Origin of the sequence: Micromonospora sp. C28ISP2-4 (assembly GCF_030519385.1) — a bacterium.
GTDB lineage: Bacteria > Actinomycetota > Actinomycetes > Mycobacteriales > Micromonosporaceae > Micromonospora > Micromonospora tulbaghiae.
Genome location: NZ_JAUMKG010000003.1, coordinates 263,858 through 283,401, shown reverse-complemented (window position 1 = coordinate 283,401; position 19,544 = coordinate 263,858). Strand labels below are relative to the sequence as shown.

At 72.5% G+C, this 19,544-nt stretch carries 14 protein-coding genes, 1 pseudogene and 1 riboswitch; of the genes and pseudogenes, 7 read left to right on the top strand and 8 right to left on the bottom strand.

What is annotated here, in order from left to right; translation table 11 throughout:
• Window positions 1-127: 127 nt before the first annotated feature.
• Window positions 128-760 carry a TetR/AcrR family transcriptional regulator gene (locus Q3W68_RS14620; protein ID WP_120570716.1) on the bottom strand — a complete coding sequence of 211 codons (633 nt, stop codon included), beginning with the start codon at window positions 758-760 and terminating at the stop codon, window positions 128-130.
• 155 nt (window positions 761-915) lie between these two features.
• Between Q3W68_RS14620 and Q3W68_RS14615 the strand changes: the two genes are divergently transcribed.
• From Q3W68_RS14615 to Q3W68_RS14600, 4 genes are all read left to right on the top strand, one after another.
• The gene (locus Q3W68_RS14615; protein ID WP_302905942.1) at window positions 916-1,818 is read left to right on the top strand and encodes an ABC transporter permease; all 903 of its coding nucleotides are present in this window, start codon (window positions 916-918) and stop codon (window positions 1,816-1,818) included.
• A complete protein-coding gene (locus tag Q3W68_RS14610) occupies window positions 1,811-2,611 on the top strand; it encodes an ABC transporter ATP-binding protein (protein WP_302905941.1) in 801 nt (266 codons plus the stop codon). Before Q3W68_RS14615 ends, Q3W68_RS14610 begins: the two co-directional genes overlap by 8 nt.
• Before the next feature lie 104 nt (window positions 2,612-2,715).
• Window positions 2,716-4,218 carry a bifunctional cytidylyltransferase/SDR family oxidoreductase gene (locus Q3W68_RS14605; protein ID WP_302905940.1) on the top strand — a complete coding sequence of 501 codons (1,503 nt, stop codon included), beginning with the start codon at window positions 2,716-2,718 and terminating at the stop codon, window positions 4,216-4,218.
• A 19-nt stretch (window positions 4,219-4,237) separates the two neighbouring features.
• Entirely contained in the window at window positions 4,238-5,911 is a 1,674-nt protein-coding gene (locus tag Q3W68_RS14600) for a CDP-glycerol glycerophosphotransferase family protein (RefSeq protein ID WP_302905939.1), read from the top strand.
• 46 nt (window positions 5,912-5,957) lie between these two features.
• On the opposite strand, the gene Q3W68_RS14595 is transcribed toward Q3W68_RS14600, so the two are convergent.
• The 5 genes and pseudogenes from Q3W68_RS14595 to Q3W68_RS14575 form a co-directional block, all read right to left on the bottom strand.
• Window positions 5,958-6,704: an alpha/beta fold hydrolase gene (locus Q3W68_RS14595; RefSeq protein ID WP_302906190.1), complete on the bottom strand. Its 747-nt coding sequence runs from the start codon at window positions 6,702-6,704 to the stop codon at window positions 5,958-5,960.
• A gap of 198 nt (window positions 6,705-6,902) precedes the next feature.
• A pseudogene (locus Q3W68_RS14590) lies at window positions 6,903-7,746 on the bottom strand (C39 family peptidase); the annotation flags it as partial.
• Between the two features lie 190 nt (window positions 7,747-7,936).
• Window positions 7,937-8,079, bottom strand: a riboswitch (cyclic di-AMP (ydaO/yuaA leader).
• Window positions 8,080-8,387: 308 nt separating this feature from the next.
• Window positions 8,388-9,152, bottom strand: a complete 765-nt coding sequence (locus Q3W68_RS14585) for a hypothetical protein (RefSeq protein WP_302905938.1) — start codon at window positions 9,150-9,152, stop codon at window positions 8,388-8,390.
• 134 nt (window positions 9,153-9,286) lie between these two features.
• Window positions 9,287-9,631, bottom strand: coding sequence for a hypothetical protein (locus Q3W68_RS14580; RefSeq protein WP_302905937.1), 345 nt, complete (start codon window positions 9,629-9,631; stop codon window positions 9,287-9,289).
• An 80-nt stretch (window positions 9,632-9,711) separates the two neighbouring features.
• Entirely contained in the window at window positions 9,712-10,941 is a 1,230-nt protein-coding gene (locus tag Q3W68_RS14575) for an acyltransferase (RefSeq protein WP_302905936.1), read from the bottom strand.
• A gap of 156 nt (window positions 10,942-11,097) precedes the next feature.
• On the opposite strand from Q3W68_RS14575, the gene Q3W68_RS14570 reads away from it, so the two are divergent.
• The 3 genes from Q3W68_RS14570 to Q3W68_RS14560 all read left to right on the top strand — a co-directional run bounded on the left by Q3W68_RS14570 (window position 11,098) and on the right by Q3W68_RS14560 (window position 14,535).
• Window positions 11,098-12,423, top strand: coding sequence for a polysaccharide pyruvyl transferase family protein (locus Q3W68_RS14570; RefSeq protein WP_302905935.1), 1,326 nt, complete (start codon window positions 11,098-11,100; stop codon window positions 12,421-12,423).
• A 40-nt stretch (window positions 12,424-12,463) separates the two neighbouring features.
• Window positions 12,464-13,099 carry an alpha-ketoglutarate-dependent dioxygenase AlkB gene (locus Q3W68_RS14565; protein ID WP_302905934.1) on the top strand — a complete coding sequence of 212 codons (636 nt, stop codon included), beginning with the start codon at window positions 12,464-12,466 and terminating at the stop codon, window positions 13,097-13,099.
• Between the two features lie 95 nt (window positions 13,100-13,194).
• A complete protein-coding gene (locus Q3W68_RS14560) occupies window positions 13,195-14,535 on the top strand; it encodes a uracil-xanthine permease family protein (protein WP_302905933.1) in 1,341 nt (446 codons plus the stop codon).
• A 234-nt stretch (window positions 14,536-14,769) separates the two neighbouring features.
• Here Q3W68_RS14560 and Q3W68_RS14555 read toward each other — a convergent pair whose 3' ends face one another.
• Both Q3W68_RS14555 and Q3W68_RS14550 read right to left on the bottom strand, forming a co-directional pair.
• Window positions 14,770-17,259, bottom strand: coding sequence for a DNA topoisomerase (ATP-hydrolyzing) subunit A (locus Q3W68_RS14555; protein WP_302905932.1), 2,490 nt, complete (start codon window positions 17,257-17,259; stop codon window positions 14,770-14,772).
• A gap of 32 nt (window positions 17,260-17,291) precedes the next feature.
• A complete protein-coding gene (locus Q3W68_RS14550; RefSeq protein ID WP_302905931.1) occupies window positions 17,292-19,406 on the bottom strand; it encodes a type IIA DNA topoisomerase subunit B in 2,115 nt (704 codons plus the stop codon).
• Between the last annotated feature and the right edge of the window lie 138 nt (window positions 19,407-19,544).

Below are 19,544 nucleotides of genomic sequence, written 5' to 3'. Positions count from 1 at the left end.
GTTCATGAGAGACATTTCGGGGGATGGTACCGGTCTGTCGGGAAAACCAGCCGGTTGCACTGATTGTCCGACCGGGTGTGACCTTCTGTTCATGATCGACGACGGCCCTCCGGGGGCGGCCCGGGGTTCAGACTTCCACCTCGTCGCGTACAGGCCCCACGCATGCTACCCGCAGCGCGGCGACGATAGCGGCCGCCATCCGGGGCACCTCGGTGGGCTCCAGCGGGGCCCGGGAGATCGCCATCCGCCAGTAGACCGGGCCGACGATGAGATCGACGGCGGCGCGCCGGTCGGTGTCCGGGGACAGCTCACCGCGCTCGACCGCCCGGCCGATCAGGATCCGCCCGATGGCCTGCTGGTAGTCGTCCAGGGCGGCCTGCAACTTCTCCGCGATCTGCGGGTTGCGGGCCGCCTCGGCCAGCAGGTCCGGGATGATCTGCGCGGCCAGCCGGTGACGCAGCGCGCGCGCCATCACGTGCAGCAGGATCTCCAGGTCGCCGAGGAGGCTGCCGGTGTCCAGCAGCGGGATGTTCCGCCCGGCCACCGCCGAGACCATGTCCAGCACCAGGTCGAGCTTGGAACGCCAACGGCGGTAGATGGCGGTCTTGCTCACACCGGCCCGGCGGGCCACCGCCTCGATGGACAGGCGACCGTAGCCGACCTCGGCCAACTCCTGCATCACGGCGGCGCGGATGGCACTGGTGATCTCCCCGCGCAGCACCGCCGCGCCGGCCGGGGCACGCCTCTTCTCGGTCGTCACGTGGAACAATGTAGCGCAACGACGGTACGGTTGCGTCCCGACGTTCGGTGGACTACCTTCCATGCAGCAGCGAGGCGGCTCCTCCCCGCCCGGCCACGCTGGATCTCATTCACCGCACTGCTCCCCATCAGCACGAAAGATCGGAGCGCCTGAACATGGCCAACACCGCGGTGGCCGACCCCGAATCCGGACTGACCCGGGCCCAGCTGGCCCAGCGGTACGGGCTACGGGTGGCCGGGGAACGACCCACCCTGGGCGAGTACGCCCGCAGGTTGTGGGCGTACCGGCACTTCATGACCGCGTACTCGCGGGCGAAGGTCGCCTCCTCGCTGAGCAACACCCAGCTCGGTCAGCTCTGGCAGGTGCTGACACCGCTCACCAACGCGGCGGTCTACTTCCTGATCTTCGGTCTGATCCTGGCCCAGCACAAGAACGTGCCGAACTTCATCGCGTACCTGTGCACCGGTGTGTTCATCTTCATCTTCACCCAGACCGCGGCGACGAACGGCGTCAGCGCGATCACCGGCAACCTGGGCCTGATCCGGGCACTGCAGTTCCCGCGTGCCGCGCTGCCGATCACCGTGACGCTGGTCCAGCTCCAGCAGCTGCTCATGTCGATGGTCGTGCTGGCCGCCATCGTGCTGATCACCGGCGAGCCGCTCACCTTCCGCTGGCTGCTGCTCCCCCTGATGCTGCTGCTCCAGACGATCTTCAACGTCGGGCTGAGCATGGTCATGGCCCGCCTCGGCTCCCAGGTCACCGACCTCAAGCAGATCATGCCGTTCGTGATGCGCACCTGGCTGTACGCCTCCGGCGTGCTCTACCCGGTGGCGCTCATCCGCGAGCACCTTCCGTCGTGGGCGGCCAACCTCCTGGAGTGGAACCCGCCGCTGGTCTTCATCGAGCTGGCCCGCTACGCGCTGCTCGACTCGCACCAGGCGAACCTGGTGAGCTCCCCGCTGAAGCTGTGGGCGCTCGGCGTGTTCTGGGCGGTCGTGATGGGCATCGGCGGGTTCGTCTACTTCTGGCGCGGAGAGAAGGAGTACGGCCGTGGCTGAGCAGACCCTGCCGTTGAACGCCGGCCCGGTGATCGACTCCGGCCGCGTCCCCACAGTGGTGGTGGACGACGTGCACGTGATCTACCGGATCCACAAGGGCGCGAGTGGCGGCACCACACCGGTCTCCGCGCTCAAGCGGATCGTCTCCCGCACCAAGGCGCCGAACATCCGCGAGGTGCACGCGGTCAAGGGCGTCAGCTTCACCGCGTACGAGGGTGAGGCGATCGGCCTGATCGGCAGCAACGGCTCCGGCAAGTCCACACTGCTGCGGGCCATCGCCGGGCTGCTCCCGCCGGCCCGCGGCGCCGTCTACACCCAGGGCCAGCCGTCGCTGCTCGGCGTGAACGCCGCGCTGCTCAACGACCTGTCCGGTGAGCGCAACGTGGTGCTCGGCTGCCTCGCCATGGGCATGCACCCGGACGAGGTCAAGAAGATCGCCCCGGAGATCATCGAGTTCTCCGGGATCAACGAGCGCGGCGACTTCGCCTCGCTGCCGATGCGCACCTACTCCTCCGGCATGGGGGCGCGGCTGCGCTTCGCGATCTCCTCGGCGAAGAAGCACGACGTGCTGCTCATCGACGAGGCGCTGGCCACCGGCGACCGCAAGTTCCGGGTCCGCAGCGAGCAGCGGGTCCGCGAGCTGCGCGACAGCGCCGGCACGGTCTTCCTGGTCAGCCACTCGATCGGCTCGATCCGGGACACCTGTGAGCGGACCATCTGGCTGGAGAGCGGCGTCCTGAAGATGGACGGCCCCACCAAGGAGGTCTGCGACGCGTACGAGAACCAGAAGTAGCGCCCCGGAGCGCACCGCACCGGGTTCCGCCCGGAGCGGTGCGCTCCGGCGTACGCGTTAAGGTTTTCGGATCCATCCCCTTTCACCCAGAGTGAGGTACGGCAATGACGCAGGACCACACCACCGCACCGGACGCCGCGCCGGCGAGCCCGGCACCCTGGCGCCCCGCGCGTACGGTGGCCGTGATCCTCGCCGGGGGGACCGGCACGCGCCTCGGACTGGGCATCCCGAAGCAGCTCCTCAAGATCGCCGGTAAGCCGATCATCGAGCACACGCTCGCCGTCTTCGAGGCCGCGCCGGAGATCGACGAGATCATCGTGCTGATGGCCACCGGTCACGTCGACGACGCGCGGCGCATCGTCGCCGACGCCGGCTTCCGCAAGGTCACCAAGGTGATCGAGGGCGGCGAGACCCGCAACGACACCACCCGGATCGCGCTCGACGCGGTCGGCGAGGGCGACGTCAACATCCTCTTCCACGACGCGGTCCGCCCGCTGGTCAGCGCCCGGATCGTGCGCGAGTGCGTGAACGCGCTCTGGACGTACTCGGCTGTGGACGTGGCCATCCCGTCCGCCGACACGATCATCCAGGTCGACGCGGACGACTGCATCACCGACATCCCCGTCCGCTCCCGGCTGCGCCGCGGCCAGACCCCGCAGGCGTTCCGCTCCGGCACCATCCGTGAGGCGTACCGCCGCGCCGAGGGCGACCCCGACTTCGCCGCCACCGACGACTGCGGCGTGGTGCTGCGCTACCTGCCCGGCACGCCGATCAAGGTGATCGACGGCTCGGACGAGAACATCAAGGTCACCCACCCGGTCGACGTGCACCTGGCCGACAAGCTGTTCCAGCTCGCCGCCGCCCAGGCGCCCCGGCTGACCGACCACCGCAGCTACGCCGAGGAGCTGACCGGCCGGACCATCGTGGTCTTCGGCGGCAGCTACGGCATCGGCCACGACCTCGCTGAACTGGCCCGCTCCTACGGCGCCCAGGTCTTCCCGTTCAGCCGCTCCACCACCGGCACGCACGTCGAGCGCGCCGAGGACGTGACCGCCGCGCTGAAGACCGCCTTCGAGGCGACCGGCCGGATCGACCACGTGGTGGTCACCGCCGGCATCCTGGAGAAGGGCGCGCTCGCCGAGATGGACACCGAGACGATGGACCGTCTCCTGCACGTCAACTTCGTCGGCCCGGTCACCATCGCGCGCCAGTCCCTGCCGTACCTGCAGCAGACCAAGGGCCAGCTGCTGCTCTACACGTCCAGCTCGTACACCCGGGGCCGGGCCCGCTACGCGCTCTACTCGGCCACCAAGGCCGCGCTGGTCAACCTGACCCAGGCGCTCGCCGACGAGTGGGCCGAGTTCGGCGTACGGGTCAACTGCGTCAACCCGGAACGCACCGCCACCCCGATGCGGACGCGGGCGTTCGGCGAGGAGCCGGAGCACACGCTGCTCTCCTCCGAGGCGGTCGCGCAGGCGTCCCTGGACGTGCTGATCTCCGAACTGACCGGCCAGGTGGTCGACGTGCGCCGGTCCCCCGGCGAGCAGGTGGCCGCCGTACCGGCCCAGCCGGGCCCGCACCGGTCCGAGCTGTCCGCCGACGCCTGAACCCGACGGGACGTACCAGATGCGTGGTGACCTGGTCCGCAAGCTGCTCGCCCGGGTGCTGACCACCGGGCTGGCGGTGCTGGCCTTCCTCGTCGTGGCGCTCACCGGGGCGACCGGCTGGGGCCTGGCCCTGGCCGTCGCGGCGCTCGCCGCCACCGCCTGGGAGCGCCGGGTCCGGCCGTCCGCCGACGGCCTCGCCGAGACGGTGCTCGTCGCCGCCGGCATCCTGGTCGGCTACGCGCGGCGGCTCGACGACGGCTTCGACCCGGCCCTCGCGGCCACCGCGCTGGTCCTGCTCGGGCTGGTGCTGCTGGTCGGGCCGCTGCGGCAGGCCGGCGCGCTGGAGATCCGGGCGGCGAACCTCCCGGTCCGCACGTGGACACCGCTGGTCGCCGCCCGGCTCGGCGACGCGCTGCTGGCGCTGCTCGCCGTGGTGGCGCTCGCCGCCGCCCTGGCGCTGCCCGCCTGGACGGCGCTCGTCGCCGCGCTGCTCGTCGGCGCCGGGTGCGGGGCGGTCGCGCTGGACCTCGCCCGGCGCCGGTTCCGCCCGCCCGCTGGCGGCGGACCGGTCGGCCGCGCGCTGCGCCGCCACCAGCCCGAGTTCGTGCTGCACTTCTCCGCCCCGCCCGGCTCGGAGTACCAGGTCACCATGTGGCTGCCGTACCTGGAACGGATCGGCCGCCCGTTCGTGGTGGTGCTGCGCGAGCCGGAGCTGCTGCCAGCGGTGGCCGCCGCCACCCGCGCCCCGGTGGTCCTCTGCCCCACGCTGAAGGCGCTCGACGAGGCGCTGGTGCCCAGCCTGCGGGTCGCGTTCTACGTCAACCACGGCGCGAAGAACGCCCACGTGATCCGGTTCAACCAGCTGACCCACGTGCAGCTGCACCACGGCGACAGCGACAAGGCCCCCAGCGCCAACCCGGTCTCGGCCATCTTCGACAAGATCTTCGTGGCCGGGCAGGCCGCGATCGACAGGTACGCCCGCGCCGGCGTGGAGATCCCCGCCGACAAGTTCGTCGTGGTCGGCCGCCCCCAGGTCGAGGCCATCGAGGTACGCCGGGAGCCGGTCACCCCGTCCGCGCACCCCACGGTCCTGTACACCCCCACCTGGACCGGCCACAACGCCGACGCCAACTACTGCTCGCTGCCGGTGGCCGAGACGCTGATCCGCCGGCTGATCGACCGCGGCGCGACGGTGATCCTGCGCGCCCACCCGTACACCGACAAGAACCCGGCCTCGGCCCGCCAGCTCGCCCGGCTCACCGAGCTGCTCGCCGCCGACCGGGCCAAGACCGGCCGGCCGCACCTGTGGGGCGCCGCCGCGAGCCGCGAGCTGACGCTCACCGAGTGCGTCAACCGCGCCGACGCGCTGGTCTCCGACGTCTCCGGGGTCATCTCCGACTGGCTCTACTCCGGCAAGCCGTACGCGGTCACCGACACCGGCGCCGACGGCGAGCACTTCGTCGAGCGGTTCCCGCTCGCGGCGTCCGGCTACGTGCTGCGGCGCGACATGTCCAACGTGGACGAGGTGCTCACCGACCTGCTCGACGCCGACCCGAAGGCGGCGCAGCGCTGGGCGGCCCGGACCCGCTACCTGGGCGACTTCCCCGCCGACGGCTACGCCGAGGCGTTCCTCACCGCCGCCCGCCGCGAGCTGGAACCGGACTGGGCGGTCCCGGCGCCGCGCACCGCCTAGGACGCCGCCGGCCTCCCGCCGGGCCGGCGGGGGTCGGCGCGGCCGCTCAGAGGTACGGGTCGAGCAGGGCGAGCACCGCCTCCGGGTCCTCGACGTGCGCGTTGTGGCCCAGCCCGGGCAGTGTCGCCACCGGCACGCCCAGTTCCTTGAGCTGCGCGTCGGTCACCATCGGGTCCAGCTCGCCCCGGGCCAGCAGCACCGGCACGCCGGTGGCGGCCAGCAGAGCGGGCAGCCGGGGCTCCCCGACCGCGAACGCGGCCGGGTCCATCGCGAGCCGCCAGCGGCCGTCCTCACGCCGCAGCCCCGCCTCCACCACCGGATGGTCCGGCGCGAACAGCCCGGCGAGCCCGGACACCCGCAGGTAGCGGCGGGCCGCCTCGTCCCGGGTGGCGAACCAGGTGACCGGCCGGGCGGCCAGCTCCGCCGACTTGGCCAGTTCGGCCGGGGACCAGACCGCCTTGATGCCGAGCCCGACCACGGCGTCGACCGGCAGACCCCGCCGCCGGGCGGCGAGCGCCAGCGCGACCACCCCGCCGAGCGAGTGCCCGAGCAGCACCAGCCGGTCGGTGGGGCCGAGCCGGACCGGGCCGAGCCCGTCGGCCACACGCTGGGCCAGGGCGTCGAACGAGTAGCCGTCTAGCGGCGGCGACCAGCCGTGTCCCGCCAGGTCGGGGGCGAGCCAGCGGCCGGGCCAGCGGCGCTCCAGCAGCGGCGCCCAGGGCAGCCACACCTCGCCGGTGGAGCCCATGCCGTGCAGGAGAACCAGGTGCCGCTTCCCCGTCGCATCGCCCATTGGCGCAGTCTGCCACCGCCCGCCCCGGACACGCGAGAGCGAGCCCTCGCCGACCTCCGCGCCGCCCGCACCCTGATCTTGCAGTTGCGGCCCCCAGGATGCCCGGCTTTTTGTCCGCTGTGACCGGGCCACAAGTGCAAGATCAGCGGGTCGAGGGAGGGCGGAGGGGCGGGGCGGGAGGGTCGGGGTCAGGCGGAGGCCGCGTGTGGAGACCCAGTTCGCCAGGTCCGATCGTGGTGACCCAGTACGACGGCAGCGACGGGTCGGCCGAGTCGGCGATGCGTACCGTCCGGCCGTCGTTCTTGTAGCCGACCACAGCGACGTAGTGGCCGCCCGGGAACGAGTGCCAGCCGCCGTTGGTGTCGGTGGCCGTGCCGGCGACGTTCGCGACGATCGCGCGGCCGTTGCTGATCGCCTCGACCACGTCGGCCTGGAGCCGGTCCATCTGGGCCGGGGTGGCGGTGCCGGGAATCATGCGGGTCCGGTACGGGTTGCCCTTGACCTGCTGGTTGAGCACGCGGGTGGTGTCCTCGGCCGAGTTGGTGCCCATCTCGGTGGTGCCGAGGGAGGCGGCGAGCGCGTCCTGGCTGCGCTCGATGCCGGTGGCGCTGAGCGCGTTGCGCACGGCGGCCGGACCGCAGTAGAAGTAGTTGATCTGCGCCTGGTAGTCGTAGTCGAGCGTCTTGCTCGACGGCGGCTTCGGCTTGGCCTTCGCCGTGGTGTCCGGGTCGGCAGTGGCCGTCTTCGACGGGGAGGCGCTCGGCGACGCGCTGGGCGCGGCGGAAGCGCTTGGCGACGCCTGCGGTACGGCGATGCGGGCCTCGCCGCGGCTGGCCGGCTGCTCGCCGAGGCGGGCGGCGCCGAGATCGGCGACCGCTGCGGTGTTCTCCTGGGCCGGGGCGTCGTCACCGGCGGTGGCGACGGTGCCGGCGCCGGCGGCCAGCACGAGCGCGGCGGCCGATCCGGCGACGATCTGGTACGGGCGTTCGGTGACGATCCGTCGCAGCTGACGCTTCAGGTGGTGCTTCACGAAATCCTCCACGGGGCGTGAGCGGCGCAAGCCGGCCCGGCACGCGGAGGAACTCACACGTGCTGGCGGGGCCGGATGGCCGGGGGATCGGGAACGCCCGTGATGCCGGGCGCCCAGGGGGCGGGCCGGTCGCGCGTCAGGCGAGCGCGGGCACCGCGGTGCCGTGGAGGCGGGGGGACGATCGAGGGGTGGGCAAGAGCGGTACTCCTTCCGTGGCCGCCGACCGGGTTAGCTGACGGATTCGGGCGGGAAGTACGCCCTACCGCGGGCCGTGGGCTCGCGGATTCACCCCGATGTTGCTCATGGGTCCCCGGTTCGTGGAACACGATTAGGCGGGTCGGTGCGGCGTCGCCGTCGGCGATCGATTACCGCATCGGACGCGCCGACACTACCGGCGGGTATGTCCCATGCCAAGCGCTCCCACCTGCGTAAACGTGATCCGGGGTAACCGATTTCGGAACACCCGGTTACTGACTTCACTCAATGGGACAAGCAGTTTCGACGGCACCCGGCGGCGGAAAGCGGACATACGGCCAGCGCCGACCTGGCAATTGCGCGACTCGATGACCTGTTCTGCGCCGGACGCCCGTTTCGGCGGCCCGGGCGACCGGGCTCACCACGTTCCGGGTAACGATTCGGTCGAGACGGTCGTCTCAGCCGACCCGGGCGGGGCGCCAGCGTGCGTTCCGGACCGCCGCGGGCACCGGCAGGGTGCTCGGCGTCGCGCTGCGGTACGCCGGGGCGGGCCGCAGCGCCACGGTGGCCTCGTACGCCTCGGTGGCGAGCGCGCTGGCGGCCTCGGCGGCCAGCTCCGCGTCCCGCCACGCCGCCCGTTCCCGTGCGGCGGCGCTCTCCCATCCGGCCCGGCGCCCGTCCCGGACGGTGCGGGCCAGCACGATCTCCTGCTCGGCCGGGTGCCGGCGCGGATCCCACCCGTTGCGGCCCGCCAGCACGTCGGCGAGCTGGCGGGCGGTCAGGTCGCCCCGCCAGTGCGCCGTCATGGCGGCGTGGTGCAGCCAGCGCTCGCGGGCCGCGTACTCGGCCGGGGTTCGCGGCGTACGCGGGGCGGCCAGCGCGGCGGCGCCGGCCAGGCGGCGGGCGGCGGCGTCCGCCTCGTCGTACGCGGTCCAGGCCCGGTCCGCCTCGTCCTGCGCGGCCAGCCACCGCTCCCGGCGGCGACGGGCCGTCTGGGCGGCCCCGGCGGCGGCCACCGCCACCTCCTCGGCGTACCGGATCAGGTCCTCGCGGCCGGCGGCGTCGGCGTCGGCCGGGTCGGGGGCGGTCTCCGGCGCGGGGTCGCGTTCGGGCCGGGCGACGAGCGCGGCGAGCAGGCCCAGCGCGAGCAGGAGCAGGAAGGACCAGATGGCGGCGGCCTCGGGCACGGAGGTGAGGAAGTGGTACAGAGCGGTCTGCGACATGGTCGGCACCTCACGGGAAGGACCTGGCGGGAGGACCCGCACGACCTGGCCGGGGTGGGCCGGTAAGGCCACCGGGGCGGGTGCGGGGATGACGTGCGAGTGGGTGCGGAACACGGGCGCGGCCCGTGGGCGGGTCAGCGGGCGGGCGGGGCCCGCGGGCCGGCCGGCGCGGCGGCCCGTCCGGCCGGGACCGGCTCCGCCACGACCGGAACGGTCGCCCGGGGAGCGGGCGCCGGGACAGCGGCGGAAGCGACCTGCCGCTCCGCGACGCGGTCGACCTCCGGCCGCGCGGCGGTCGAGGCGCCCGCGACCGGGTACGCCGAGGCGGCGACCGCCGGAGCCGGGGCGGCAGCGGCGACACCGGCCGGCAGCGTGGCGGCGCCGAACGAACAGGCGACGACCACGGCGAGACTGGCGAGCATCCGGGCGGTCCAGCGCGCCACCCACCACACGGGGCAGGTGAGCGCGATCGGAAGCACGGGTACAAATTACCGCCGATCCCCCACGAACGCACCGCCGCACGGCGTGTCGCGGACCTACCGGCCGACGTGTGCGCGTGTCAGTCCGGGCGACGCCGCCCGGCGTACTCGATGCCCTCGGCCCGACCGGCGACGGACGTCGAGCCGCCGTCGGCGGCCGGGCCGGCGGCGTCCTCGGCGGACCCGCGCGGAGCCGGCACCGCCGGCGCGACGGCCGGTACGCGCGACGCCGCGCGGGCCCGGCGGGACGGACCGAGCAGGCGCATCATCGGTGTCTCCACCCAGCGGTGCAGCGCGGCGGCCAGCGCGAGCGTGACCACCAGGAAGCCGAGCACCGCGACCGGGCCGCGCCAGCCGGGCAGCCCGGTCCCCCAATGCCCGGTCAGCCGCAGCACGGTGACCATGACCAGCACGTGCACCAGGTAGAAGGCGAACGAGACCTCACCGAGCCAGACCATCGCGCGGGACCGCCAGGGGGTGGGCCGGCCGCGCACGTCGGCATCCGCCGCGGCCGCGATGACCAGCAGGTACGCGACCGCGAGCAGCGCCGCCCAGAACTCGGCCGGGATCCACAGCGCGGCGACCACCCACGTGGCGACGAACAGCCCGGTGGCGACGGCGAGATTCGGGCCGCGCCAGCGCTGCCGGCGCATCAGCTCGGCCGCGGCCACCCCCATCCAGAACTCCAGCGACCGGGTCACCGGGAAGATCTGGGTGAACCACCACCGCTGCTCCTCCGGCACGAGGCGCTGACCCGGCCACAACGCCAGGATGAGCAGGGGCGCCGCGACCAGCACGGTCCGCAGCACGCCGGTACGGGCCCTTCGCAACCACGGCACCACGAGCGGCAGGCACAGGTAGAAGGCCAGCTCACAGGAGAGCGACCAGCTCACGTTGTTGACGCTGTAGAAGTAGCCGCCCAGCGGGATCCACGCCTGGACCAGGAAGAAGTTGGCGATCGCGGCCCACGGCACGACCGGGTCGGCGAACCAGGCCGCGATCGCCAGCGCCGCGACGAACGTCACCACGTGGTTCGGGTAGATCTTGGCGAACCGGCGGCGCAGGAACGTCCACGCGCGCTCCCCGTCCCGGTACGACCAGACCAGCACGAACCCGCTGAGGATGAAGAAGAACTCGACGCCGGACAGGCCCAGGCTGAACGCCTTGTCCACAGCGGTCTTCAGGTGCGGCTCGGCGACGATCCCCATGGTGCCGGCGTGGAAGGCGAAGACCAGGAGCGCGGCGACCCACCGCAATCCGGTCAGCGACGGCAGTCGTGGGGCACGGGTGACGGTCGGCGCGCTGGTCATTCCGGGCACCCTACCCCGGGGAACCGGGACGTTCCCGGCGAGCCGACGTCCGCCCGGCTCCGCACGGACTGCGGATAGGATTTCCGTTCCTGCACGCGCGGGCACCCACCCGGCTCCCGCCCGCACGCCGTGCCGTACGGAAGGTGAGCGAACCGGATGCACCAGCGGATCCTGCTCCGCGCCCGCAAGGGCCCCTTCGACGTCCTCACGCCCGAGGAGACGTTCGCCGGCAACTGGATCGGGGACAACAGCGGCAACCTGGTCTTCAGCCATGCCGCGTACAAGCTGCTCGCCACCTCCACAGCCGAGATCACACCGACCCGCACCCCGGCCGACCCGCGCCTCGCCGACGAGATCAACGAGCGGCACGACGTCTTCGTCATTCCGCTCGCCAACGCGTTCCGCCGCAGCTTCGTGCACCGCCTCACGCCACTGACCCGGCTGATCGAGCGCCTGAAGATCCCGGTGGTGGTGCTCGGCGTCGGCGTGCAGACGAACGTGGACGGCGACCGCGAGTACCTGCGGCCGATCGACGAGCCGGTCCGCGCGTTCTGCAAGGCAGTGCTGGACCGGTCGCACAGCATCGGCGTACGCGGCGAGGTGACCGAGAGCTACCTCAACGCGCTGGGCTTCTCCGCCGTGGAGCAGATCGGCTGCCCGTCGATGTTCCTGCACGGCGACACGTTCCAGCTGGAGAAGACCCGCCCGGAGCTGACCGCCGACTCGAAGGTCGCGCTCACCATCTCCCCGTACGTCCGCTCGATGGCCTCGGTGGTCCGCCACCACCAGGAGCGCTACCCGAACCTCTGCTACGTGCCGCAGGACCTGCGCACGCTCGGCACCCTGCTCTACGGCGACGCGCCCGAGCACCGCGGCCAGAGCAGCGACATCCCGCTGCACACCTCGCACCCGCTGTTCGCCGAGGACAAGGTGCGCATGTTCGTCGACCCGTGGACCTGGATGTCGCACCTGTCCGGGTACGACTTCGCGTTCGGCACCCGCATCCACGGCACCATCACGGCGCTCGTCGCCGGCACACCCGGCTACCTGTTCGCGCACGACTCGCGCACCCTGGAACTGGCCCGCTACTTCGGCATCCCGCACCGGATCATGCGGGACGTGCCGGCCGACGTCGACGCCGCCGACCTCTACGCCGAGGCCGACTACACGGCGCTCAACGACGGCCACAAGGCCCGCTTCGAGACCATCACCGCGTTCCTGGCCAAGCACGACCTCGGCACCTCGTTCGCCGACGGCGACAGCGCCGCGCGCTTCGACCGGCAGGTGAACGAGACGGTGTTCCCCCCGGCCGTCCGGCCCGCCGCCGCCACCACGCCGGCCGAGCTGCTGACCCGCATCGAGCGGCTGCGCGACGAGAACGCCAAGCTCACCACCACCATCGACGCGCTGCGCTCGCAGCAGCTCCGGGAGCGGATCAAGCAGGCCGTCCCGGGTAAGGTCCGCCGGATGCTGCGGCGCTGACCGTCGTACGCCTGTTCGAGAACACGGTACGATCGGCTGCGTGTCCGACGCGTACCAGCCCTCGATGCTCGACCTGGCCGAGCAGGGCCCGACCCTGGGCCCGCTCGCCGGGGCACTGCGCCGGCACGAGCTGAGCCGGGGCGCCTGGGTCGACCACCTGCCCGGCTGGGTGCGCGGCTCCGACGAGGTGCTCGACACGCTGCGCCACGAGGTGCCCTGGCGGGCCGAACGCCGCACCATGTACGACACCGAGGTCGACGTGCCCCGGCTGCTCTGCTGGTACGCCGCCGGCCGGCCGCTGCCACACCCCGTGCTCACCGCGGCCCGCGACGCGCTCACCCGGCACTACGCGCCCGAACTGGGCGAGCCGTTCGTCACCGCCGGCATGTGCCTCTACCGCGACGGGCGCGACAGCGTGGCCTGGCACGGCGACACCCTGGGCCGCTCCGCGCACACCGACACCATGGTGGCGATCGTCTCGTTCGGCTCGCCGCGCGCGCTGCTGCTGCGCCCCCGCGGCGGGGGCGGCGGCAGCCTGCGGTTCCCGCTCGGCCACGGCGACCTCGTGGTCATGGGCGGCTCCTGCCAGCGCACCTGGGAGCACGCCGTGCCGAAGACCACCCGCCCGGTCGGCCCCCGGGTCAGCGTCCAGTTCCGTCCCACTGGCGTCGCCTGAGCCCGGGGCGGGACCACGTCCTCGCAGGGCACATGCTAGAAACAACTCCCAGGGTCGATCACGCCCCCGTCACCAGATGACGCGAAGGGCGACCGATGACCCAGTCCCCCACCTCCTCCCGCTGGTCCCCGTGGACCCTGCACGGCGACGGCCGCCACGTACGCCCCGGCGACGTGGTCCAGCCCGACGAACGGCTGTCCTGGCCGCGCACCGTCGGCGTGGGCGTGCAGCACGTGGTCGCCATGTTCGGCGCCACCTTCACCGTCCCGCTGATCACCGGCTTCCCGCCCGCCACCACGCTGCTGTTCTCCGGGCTCGACACGCTGCTGTTCCTGCTGATCACCGGCAACCGGCTGCCCTCGTACCTCGGCTCGTCGTTCGCGTTCATCGCGCCGGTGCTGGCCGCGAAGACCGACGGCGGCATCGGCGCGGCCCTCGGCGGCATCGTGGTCGCGGGCGTCGCGCTGGCGATCGTCGGCGTGGTGGTGCAGGTGGCCGGCTCCCGCTGGATCGACGCGCTGATGCCGCCCGTGGTCACCGGCGCGATCGTCATGCTGATCGGCCTCAACCTCGCGCCCGTGGCCTGGGACGGCGACGGATCCGGCACCGGTGTGAAGGCGCAGCCGCTGATCGCGGTGGTCACGCTCGTCGCGATCCTGCTCACCACCGTGCTGTTCCGCGGCTTCGTGGCGCGCCTGTCGATCCTGATCGGCGTGGCGGTCGGCTGGGCGCTCGCCGCGCTCACCGGCAACCTCGACCAGCAGGCGGTCAGCGGCCTGCGGCAGGCGGCCTGGGTCGGGTTCCCCGAGTTCCACACGCCGAGCTTCGACGCGCGCGCCGTCGTGCTGGTCATCCCGGTGATCCTGGTGCTGATCGCGGAGAACGCCGGGCACGTCAAGGCGGTCGCCGCGATGACCGGCCGCAACCTGGACCGCGACATGGGCCGGGCGCTGCTCGGCGACGGCGTCGCCACAGTGCTGGCCGGGTCCGGCGGCGGTTCCGGCACCACCACGTACGCGGAGAACATCGGCGTGATGGCGGCGACCCGCGTCTACTCCACCGCCGCGTACTGGATCGCCGGCGCCACGGCGATCCTGCTCGGGCTCTGCCCGAAGTTCGGCGCGCTGATCCTGACGGTGCCGGCCGGTGTGCTCGGTGGCGCCACCACCGCCCTGTACGGCCTGATCGCCATCCTGGGCGCCCGCATCTGGATCGAGGGCCGGGTCGACTTCCACGACCCGATCAACCTGTTCACCGCCGCGGTGGCGGTGATCATCGGCGCCGCCAACTACACGCTGACCGCGGGCGACCTGTCGTTCAACGGCATCGCCCTGGGTACGGCGGCGGCCCTGGTGATCTACCACGGCATGCGCCTGATCGCCCGCCTGCGCGGCACCACCCCCGAGTCCCGCCAGTCCCCCGAACCCGAACTCTGACCCGCCCCACCCTCGCCCCGCGCCCCGCGCCCCGCGCCCCGCGCGATCTTGCACTTCCGGCCCCAACAATGTCTGCTTTCACCCCAAAGTGGGGGGCCACAACTGCAAGATCGCGTGGGCACGTACAGGCCGCAAACTCCTTGATCAACCGGGTCGGGTGGGGCTGGGAGGGCAGCCGGGGAAGGGCAGGCCGACAGGTAGGGGCGGGTGGCACACGCCGCCCGCCCTCTCCCGTCAGTCGCGGTCGACGTGGTGGCCCACCACGGTGGGGCCGAGCATCACGGCGAAACCGGAGCCGTCACGGCGCGGATCGGCCGGGGGCAGCTCCACCGGGTCGCCGGTGGCGGTCGCGCCCACCGGTCGCGGGCCGATCCAGGCCACCGACAGCTCCAGCTCGCCCTTGAGGAACCGCTGCGCGCGCACGCCGCCGGTCGCCCTCCCCTTCGCCGGGTACGCCTTGAACGGCGTCACCTTCACAGTGGCGCCGGTCGAGGTGACCACCATCGGCTCACCGTGCTTCGCGTCGTCGGTGCGGATCGCGCCGAAGAACACCGCCCGCGCGCCGTCCGGCAGGTTGATGCCGGCCATGCCGCCGCCCTTGAGCCCCTGCGGGCGTACCACCGACGCGGCGAAGCGCAGCAGCGACGCCTCCGAGGAGACGAACGCCAGCGTCTCCGCGCCGTCGGTCAGCCAGGTCGCGCCGACCACCTCGTCGCCGTCGCGCAACGAGATCACCTCGAACTCGTCGGAGCGGACCGGCCAGTCCGGAGCGCACACCTTCACCACGCCCGCCCGGGTACCGAGCGCCAGCCCGGGCGACCCCTGCGCTGACGGTCCCAGCGGAGCGAGCCCGACCACCGTCTCGCCCGGCTCCAGCGGCACCAGTTCCGCCGCCGACATGCCGCCGCGCAGCGACACCGTGCCGGACTGTTCCGGCAGCACCGGCAACGGCAACACATCGATCTTGAACGCGCGGCCGGCGCTGGTCACAAGCAGCACCCGGCCGCGGGCGGTGGAGTGCACGATGGCGCGTACCGCGTCGTGCTTGACCCGGCCGCTGCGCCGGCGCGCCTCGGCGGCCTCCTCCGACTCGGCCGCGGTCCGCGCCACCAGGCCGGTGGCGGAGAGGATCACCTGGCACGGGTCGTCGGCGACCTCCAGCGGACCGGCCGGCACAGAGGCGGCGAGCACCTCCTTGAGGTCGCCGTCCACGAGCGTGGTACGCCGCGGCGCGCCGAACTGCTTGACCACTGCCGCGAGCTCGTCGGAGACCACCTTCCGCAGCACCTTGGAGTCGTCCAGGATCTTCGACAGCTCGGCGATCTCGCCGCGCAGCTTCTCCTGCTCGGCCTCCAGCTCCAGCCGGTCGTACTTGGTCAGCCGGCGCAACGGAGTGTCCAGGATGTAGCTCGCCTGGATCTCGGAGAGCTTGAACTTCTGCATCAGGCCGTCCTTGGCGGCCTGGGCGTCCTCGCTGGCGCGGATCAGCTTGACCACCCGGTCGATGTCGAGCAGGGCGATCAGCAGGCCGTCGACCAGGTGCAGGCGCTCCTCCCGCTTGCGCTTGCGGTACGAGCTGCGCCGGGTCACCACCTCGTAGCGGTGCGCCAGGAACACGTCGAGCAGTTCCTTGAGCCCGAGCGTGCGGGGCTGGCCGTCGACGAGGACCAGATTGTTCACGCCGAACGACTGCTCCAGCGGGGTGAGCCGGTAGAGGTCCGCAAGCAGCGCCTGCGGGTTCACGCCGACCTTGCACTCCACCACCAGGCGGGTGCCGTTCTCCCGGTCGGTGAGGTCCTTGACGTCGGCGATGCCGGTGAGCCGCTTGGTCTTGTTCACCTCGTTGGTGATGGCCGCGATGACCTTCTCGGCGCCGACGCCGTACGGCAGTTCGGTCACCGTGATGGCCTGCCGGCCGCGGCTGCCCTCCAGCGGGCCGATCTCCACCCGGCCGCGCATGCGCACCACGCCACGCCCGGTCTCGTACGCGCGGCGCACCTCGTCCAGGCCGAGCAGCAACCCGCCGGTCGGCAGGTCGGGGCCGGGCACGAACTCCATGAGCTTGTCGAGTGTGGCGTCCGGATGGTTGATCAGCCAGCGGGCGGCCTGGACCACCTCGCCGAGGTTGTGCGGAATCATGTTCGTCGCCATGCCGACCGCGATGCCGGACGCGCCGTTGACGAGCAGGTTCGGGAACGCCGCCGGCAGCACGGTGGGCTGGGTCAGCGAGCCGTCGTAGTTCGGCTCGACGTCGACGGTGTCCTCGCCCAGCTCGCCGGTGAGCAGCATCGCCTCCCGCGACATCCGGGCCTCGGTGTAGCGGGCGGCGGCCGGGCCGTCGTCCGGGCTGCCGAAGTTGCCGTGCCCGTCGATGAGCGGGACGTTGAGCGAGAAGTCCTGCGCCAGCCGCACCATCGCGTCGTAGATCGCGGTGTCGCCGTGCGGGTGGTACTTACCCATCACGTCGCCGACGATCCGGGCGCTCTTGACGTGGCCGCGGTCCGGCCGGTGGCCCTGCTCGTGCATGGACCACAGGATGCGCCGGTGCACCGGCTTGAGCCCGTCGCGTGCGTCGGGCAGGGCGCGGGAGTGGATGACCGAGAACGCGTACTCCAGGTAGGAGTCCGAGACTTCGGTGACCAGCGGGTTGTCGAAGACGCGGGCGCCGGCCTGGTCGAAGGCGGCCAGGTCAGCCTTCGCGCGGTCGTCCTTGCGGCGTGCCATGGTGCGGTTTCCTTCCGAGAAGAACCCGTTGGTCAGGCGTCGATGGCGTCGCGGTCGACCCGGTCGGCGGAGTCGATCAGCCAGTTGCGGCGGGGCTCGACCTTCTCCCCCATCAGCAGTTCGAGGATCCGCTCGGCGGCCTCGACGTCGTCGAGCGTGATGCGGCGGACCGCCCGGGTGGCCGGGTTCATGGTGGTCTCCCACAGCTCGTCGGCGTCCATCTCACCGAGGCCCTTGAAGCGCGGGATCGGCGTGACGATCTGCTTGCCGGCCTTCTCCAGCTTGCGGACCGTCGCCTCCATCTCGGCCTGGGTGTAGGTGTAGACGGTCTGCGGGTTGCGCCCCTTCGTGGTGATCTTGTGCAGGGGCGGCATCGCCGCGTAGAGCCGACCGGCCTCGATCAGCGGCCGCATGTAGCGGGCGAACAGCGTGATCAGCAGGGTACGGATGTGTGCGCCGTCGACGTCCGCGTCGGCCATGATGAGCACCCGGCCGTACCGCAGCGCGGACAGGTCGAACGTGCGCCCGGAGCCGGCGCCGAGCACCTGCACGATCGCGGCGCACTCGGCGTTGTCCAGCACCTGCTGGAGGTTGGCCTTCTGCACGTTGAGGATCTTGCCGCGGATCGGCAGCAGCGCCTGGTATTCCGACGAGCGGGCCATGCGGCTCGTCCCCAACGCGCTGTCGCCCTCCACGATGAACAGCTCGCTGCGCTCCACGCCGGTGGCGCGGCAGTCGACGAGCTTGGCCGGCATGGCCGCGCCCTCCAGCGCGGTCTTGCGGCGGGCGGCGTCCTTCTGCTGCTTCTGGGTCAGCCGGACCCGGGCCGCGTCGACGATCTTCTGGAGCACCGTACGGGCCTCGGCCTTGGTGCGGCGGTCGTCCAGCCAGCTCTTCAGGTGTGCCTCGACCAGGCCCTGGAGCACATTGGTGATGCCCGCGGTGGACAGCTCGTCCTTGGTCTGCGAGGTGAACTGCGGCTCGGGGATGCGCACGTGCACCACCGCGGTCATGCCCTCCAGGACGTCGTCCAGGGTGGGCGCGTCCTCCTTGGGCTTGAGCAGGCCGCGGGCGTTGCGGGCGGCCTCGGCGAGGGTACGGGCCAGCGCCCGCTCGAAGCCCTTGCGGTGGGTGCCGCCGTGGGCGTTGCGGATGGTGTTGGTGAAGCACTCGACGGTGCGCTCGTAACCGGTGCCCCAGCGGAACGCCACCTCGACCTCGGCGCGGCGCTGCACGTTGGACTGCATGACGCCGTTGGCGTCGGCGGCGTTCTCCCGGTAGGTGCCCTCGCCGGTGACCAGCAGCGTGCCGGAGACCGGCCGGTCGCCGGCCGGGGCGAGGTATTCCACCATGTCGGTGAGCCCGTCGGGGAAGTGGAAGCGCTCCTCGACCGGTTCCTCGCCGGTCTCGTCGCGCAGCCGGTAGGCCACGCCGGGGACGAGGAAGGCGGTGTTGCGCAGCTTGAGCCGGACCGCCTCGGTGTCGAGCGCGGCGCCGGTCTCGAAGTAGCGCGGGTCGTGCCACCAGCGGATCGAGGTGCCGGTGCGCTGGCCGCGCTTCATCGCGCCGACGATCTGCAGGCCGGGGCCGGGGGTGAACGGCGCGTCCGGGCCGTCGCCGTCGAAGACGCCCGGCACGCCGTGGCGGAACGACATGGCGTGGACCTTGCCGCCGCGCCGGACGGTGACGTCGAAGCGGCGGGACAGCGCGTTGACCGCCGACGCGCCGACGCCGTGCAGGCCGCCGGAGGTCTTGTAGCCGGAGCCGCCGAACTTGCCGCCCGCGTGCAGGCGGGTCAGCACCAGCTCGACGCCGGAGATGCCGGACTTGGCGTGCACGTCGGTGGGGATGCCCCGGCCGTCGTCGTCGACCTGGACCGACCCGTCGGCGTGCAGGAACACGTCGACAGTGGTGGCGTGACCGGCGACACCCTCGTCGGTCGAGTTGTCGAGGATCTCGTTGACGAGGTGACCCACGCCACGGCTGTCGGTCGAGCCGATGTACATGCCCGGGCGCTTGCGGACGGCGTCGAGGCCCTCCAGATGCGTCAGGTCGTCGGCCCCGTAGAGGGTGTCAGGCTGTGCGGTCAACTGGTCGTACTCCCAGGTCTCGGCGGTGTGGTGCCGTTCACCGTGTGAACCCCCCACGATGATCGCCGGGCGCGGCGCGCCGCAGCGAGCCTAGCCGGGTGCCCCGACAGGTCGGCGGCACCGGGGCGGTGCGTTGCGCGATCGGCCTGCCGGCCGGGTCCACGTCGCGGCCGGATACGGCGGCCCGGCGGGACG

Excerpts from the sequence above, each read along its gene's own strand:
- Q3W68_RS14595 (WP_302906190.1), bottom strand. The coding sequence starts at position 6,704 with ATGGGCGATGCGACGGGGAAGCGGCACCTGGTTCTCCTGCACGGCATG.
- Q3W68_RS14600 (WP_302905939.1), top strand. The coding sequence starts at position 4,238 with ATGCGTGGTGACCTGGTCCGCAAGCTGCTCGCCCGGGTGCTGACCACC.
- Q3W68_RS14585 (WP_302905938.1), bottom strand. The coding sequence starts at position 9,152 with ATGTCGCAGACCGCTCTGTACCACTTCCTCACCTCCGTGCCCGAGGCC.
- Q3W68_RS14605 (WP_302905940.1), top strand. The coding sequence starts at position 2,716 with ATGACGCAGGACCACACCACCGCACCGGACGCCGCGCCGGCGAGCCCG.
- Q3W68_RS14615 (WP_302905942.1), top strand. The coding sequence starts at position 916 with ATGGCCAACACCGCGGTGGCCGACCCCGAATCCGGACTGACCCGGGCC.
- Q3W68_RS14570 (WP_302905935.1), top strand. The coding sequence starts at position 11,098 with ATGCACCAGCGGATCCTGCTCCGCGCCCGCAAGGGCCCCTTCGACGTC.
- Q3W68_RS14560 (WP_302905933.1), top strand. The coding sequence starts at position 13,195 with ATGACCCAGTCCCCCACCTCCTCCCGCTGGTCCCCGTGGACCCTGCAC.
- Q3W68_RS14555 (WP_302905932.1), bottom strand. The coding sequence starts at position 17,259 with ATGGCACGCCGCAAGGACGACCGCGCGAAGGCTGACCTGGCCGCCTTC.
- Q3W68_RS14575 (WP_302905936.1), bottom strand. The coding sequence starts at position 10,941 with ATGACCAGCGCGCCGACCGTCACCCGTGCCCCACGACTGCCGTCGCTG.